The organism is Citrobacter sp. VF227 (genome assembly GCF_052950715.1).
In genome coordinates this window covers 1-3,217 of record NZ_JBRFVF010000029.1, presented here as the reverse complement: position 1 = coordinate 3,217, position 3,217 = coordinate 1, and the positions used below count along the sequence as shown (strand labels likewise).

At 47.9% G+C, this 3,217-nt stretch carries 4 protein-coding genes and 2 pseudogenes; 1 reads left to right on the top strand and 5 read right to left on the bottom strand.

Annotation, left to right across the window (positions count from 1 at the left end):
* Positions 1-72: 72 nt before the first annotated feature.
* Complete coding sequence (locus ACU8YC_RS24640; RefSeq protein WP_446895913.1) at positions 73-372, bottom strand: hypothetical protein; 300 nt, start codon at positions 370-372, stop codon at positions 73-75.
* A 1-nt stretch (position 373) separates the two neighbouring features.
* Here ACU8YC_RS24640 and ACU8YC_RS24635 point away from each other — a divergent pair.
* A pseudogene (locus tag ACU8YC_RS24635) lies at positions 374-574 on the top strand (IS110 family transposase); the annotation flags it as partial.
* Positions 575-689: 115 nt separating this feature from the next.
* Here the strand turns inward: ACU8YC_RS24635 and ACU8YC_RS24630 are convergent.
* From ACU8YC_RS24630 to ACU8YC_RS24615, 4 genes and pseudogenes are all read right to left on the bottom strand, one after another.
* A pseudogene (locus ACU8YC_RS24630) lies at positions 690-785 on the bottom strand (acetyltransferase); the annotation flags it as partial.
* A gap of 325 nt (positions 786-1,110) precedes the next feature.
* The gene (locus ACU8YC_RS24625; protein ID WP_446895912.1) at positions 1,111-2,085 is read right to left on the bottom strand and encodes a nucleotidyl transferase AbiEii/AbiGii toxin family protein; all 975 of its coding nucleotides are present in this window, start codon (positions 2,083-2,085) and stop codon (positions 1,111-1,113) included.
* A complete protein-coding gene (locus ACU8YC_RS24620) occupies positions 2,078-2,473 on the bottom strand; it encodes a DUF6088 family protein (RefSeq protein ID WP_446895911.1) in 396 nt (131 codons plus the stop codon). Before ACU8YC_RS24620 ends, ACU8YC_RS24625 begins: the two co-directional genes overlap by 8 nt.
* A 76-nt stretch (positions 2,474-2,549) precedes the next feature.
* The coding region (locus ACU8YC_RS24615) for a DUF4942 domain-containing protein (protein ID WP_446895910.1) at positions 2,550-3,217 on the bottom strand (668 nt) is incomplete at its 5' end.

Here is a 3,217-nt window from a genome sequence, read left to right as displayed (position 1 = left end):
TCAGAAGTGAAACGCCGTAGCGCCGATGGTAGTGTGGGGTCTCCCCATGCGAGAGTAGGGAACTGCCAGGCATCAAATAAAGTGAAGAAGCCCATCCTGCCGGATGGGCTTTTTTGCGTCTGTGCGCCGTGAAATCTGCCGGCTGCGGCGCAGCGCCTTATCCGGCCTTAGGTTCATAACCTGTGCTGTAGATTTATGCAGCGGACTGCCGTTCTCCACAAGTGACAAACCGGACAGTATCATGGACCGCTTTTCCCGGTAATCCGCATTCACAAGGCTGGTCTCACTATGGAACAGGAACTTCATTTTATCGGTATCGACGTCTCTAAAGCCTGGCTGGATGTCGATGTGCTGCGGCCAGATGGCCGTCACCGCAGTGTATATGCCTGCGATGGTGGCGGTGAGTAAAACAGAATGGGGACTGGCATTCCGGGTGCGTCTGGCAGGGAATGGAAAGAAAGGGAAAGTGATAATCGGCGCGATGATGCGCAAGCTGGCGCAGGTGGCTTACGGGGTGCTGAAATCAGGTGAGGCGTTCGATGTAAGCAGACACATAGCCGTAACAGTGTGGTGAAAAGCGCGGGAGATAACAGCGCCTGACGGCGCTGTGGTTGTAATGCCTTCAATCCGGAATGCCGGAACATCAAAATGCTTGCAGGTGATAACAGTATCGACAACAGTCTACATCATTACCCGAGCACCAGTTTCAGTAGCGGATACGGTCGTCCGAGATCGACTACTTCCGTGCGTCCCGTCACTTTAAAGCCCATCTTCTTATAGAGCCCAGATGTCTTCTTGTTAACTGGCATGGCTATTTTATATATGGATTGTGAGTGGGGAAACTCTGTAAGGATATTGAGAGATGAACAGTTGGAAAGTATCAGAAACTATAAAAGCAAAAACCCGCCTTTAGGGCGGGTTCTTTAAATAGTGGTGCCGGACTCGGAATCGATGTTGTTGATTATTGTATTGATAAATATGTGTTATTTTGGATGTGGTTGATTTTGTGCCCTCATTTGTACCCTCGGTCCCGTTTTGTTTAAATCGGAAACTCGAATCGGGACCGGCAGGTCAGTTTAGATACATTTTATCATCATTACACTATATGTTTTATATGGCTGAACCGTTCATATTTGTAGTATCAAGCACAGCCATTGCTGTCTGCCTGAAACATGCATAAGCATCCTCCCATGTTACCTGGTTTTTTCCGAATACCATGGGTTCAACAAACTGCCGGAAACGTTCTTCATGAGTCGGATTGTCCCTCAGGGAATCAAGTCCCATCCGGAGTTCTTCGACGGGCGATTCACAAAACTGCGGATACTGATTACCATAGCGTTGAATATCCTGTTGAATGCATTGGCTGACAAAGTTTGCCAGTTGGGCAATATCGGGTGTTTTTTCCCTGACGATACAATAGTTATCGTATATATGTCGGACCAGGGATTCATCATCCTGCCTGTCAGGATTGCGTACTACTGCTGCGGTTCTGCGCATCATGGAAATCAGTTTTTCGGCCTGGGTGGAGAGGATTGTCGCACAGGGAAAATCCCTCACTACCTCACCTTTGCCAGTGAGTTCTGTTATCAGAGAACGAATATCACGATTTTCCGGAGATTCCAGCAGTTCGGTTTCCATGATTTCCAGTTTTATGAATGGTCTCAGGCAGGGAGCCTGTGCAAACGCCTGAGGGTAGCGCAGCGAGATTTCGTTATACCGGTATTCATCGCGTGTAATTCTGGGATTATCATCATCCATGCTGAAGATACCAGTATCAGTTACTGCTGTGATAATCGTAAGTACGATTTCTTTGCGGATGTTTTTCCGTTTATCCCGACCAAATTGATGAAACGTATCGGTGGCAGGAACCAGCTTGATATCAATATCCTCTGACATTCTGTTAAGGGATATACCGGCTTTTGAGAGAGCCGTTCCTCCTGCAAAGACAAGACGATGTGTTTCAGGGGTAATACCGCTGAGCAATTTCAACAGTTCAACCACATAGTAATCTTTCTCTACAATGGCGACAGACTCGATCCCAAGAGCATCAGCAACATCAGGAAATAAAGATGTTATTTCAGGCATTTATTTTGCTTTTCCCTATAACTAACGTTCGCTTAAAGCGCGGTGATGTTTTGATCTCCAGTGACGCAGGGATTTGGGTGGTTTTTCCCTGGTAGTAGCAGTCTGCCGCCCCGGTCAGTTTATATTCCACTTTCAGGTGTTCCAGTGCTTCAGTGAGAACGGCAGCAGAGCCCCCGGGGGCCGCTGGCATTATTTTCCCTGTGATGCTGTTTCGGCGGGCTTTGGTATACACGCCATAACCGATCCTCATTAGTTTTCCCTCTCTTACCAGCATACGGAGAGCTCTGCCCACCTGGTCGTAGCTTGCAATGTCTTTGAAATCATCACGAGTGAAAACATAACGTTTTGAGCGGTTCAAGCGTGACTGAATACGGTCTTTTGTCGTCATGTTACCCTCCTGTGGGTTTTGTTGAGCATAGCAAACATACGGCATATTGAACACCAGACACAGGGCATCAGTGTTATCAGAAAGTCAGCATTCCCGGATAATGCCGGGCGATGATGTCATTCAGTTTATCGACCAGTTCTGGTCGCTTAAAGGTGATGTGTGCCGTTCCCTTCTGAAAGTACTTGATCATAAAAATCTCATCCTCATAATGAGTACTGTGCCTGTTCTCATGGATATGATCGCCGAGACGACGGGTAACATCAGCTCTGTTGTCAGGAACAGGCTTTCCGTCTAGGATCATCAGCATGCGTTCAAGATCCGCCAGCCGGTCACGTTGCCAGCCCCAGTTCAGACCAAATCCCCACCGGTCACATTTGATCAGCCCGGAAACGATGATCTTTTTCCCGAACTTACATGGGCTGTTGCTCTTAAAATCCCAGCTCAGACCTTTAAACACGTTGATCACCCCGCGCTCAAACACGTCCCCCTTGCTCTGATGCAATTGCTCAAAAGTGCTGAGAATATTCGCTTCGCTGACAACCGGAATATCATCCTTTTCAAGGCTGTTGTACCACTGGTCACGAGCAGCAGCATCCATCAGACTGAGCATTCCTGACTTTTTCATTAAATCCCGCCATATATCGCGATCGAGATTACGGGTAATGGCTTTCATTGCCGCTTCTGGTTTCTCCATCAGCCAGCAACCACAACGAAAATCCTGCTTCATGGCCCAGTCCAGAGCAG

Excerpts from the sequence above, each read along its gene's own strand:
- ACU8YC_RS24620 (WP_446895911.1), bottom strand. The coding sequence starts at position 2,473 with ATGACGACAAAAGACCGTATTCAGTCACGCTTGAACCGCTCAAAACGT.
- ACU8YC_RS24625 (WP_446895912.1), bottom strand. The coding sequence starts at position 2,085 with ATGCCTGAAATAACATCTTTATTTCCTGATGTTGCTGATGCTCTTGGG.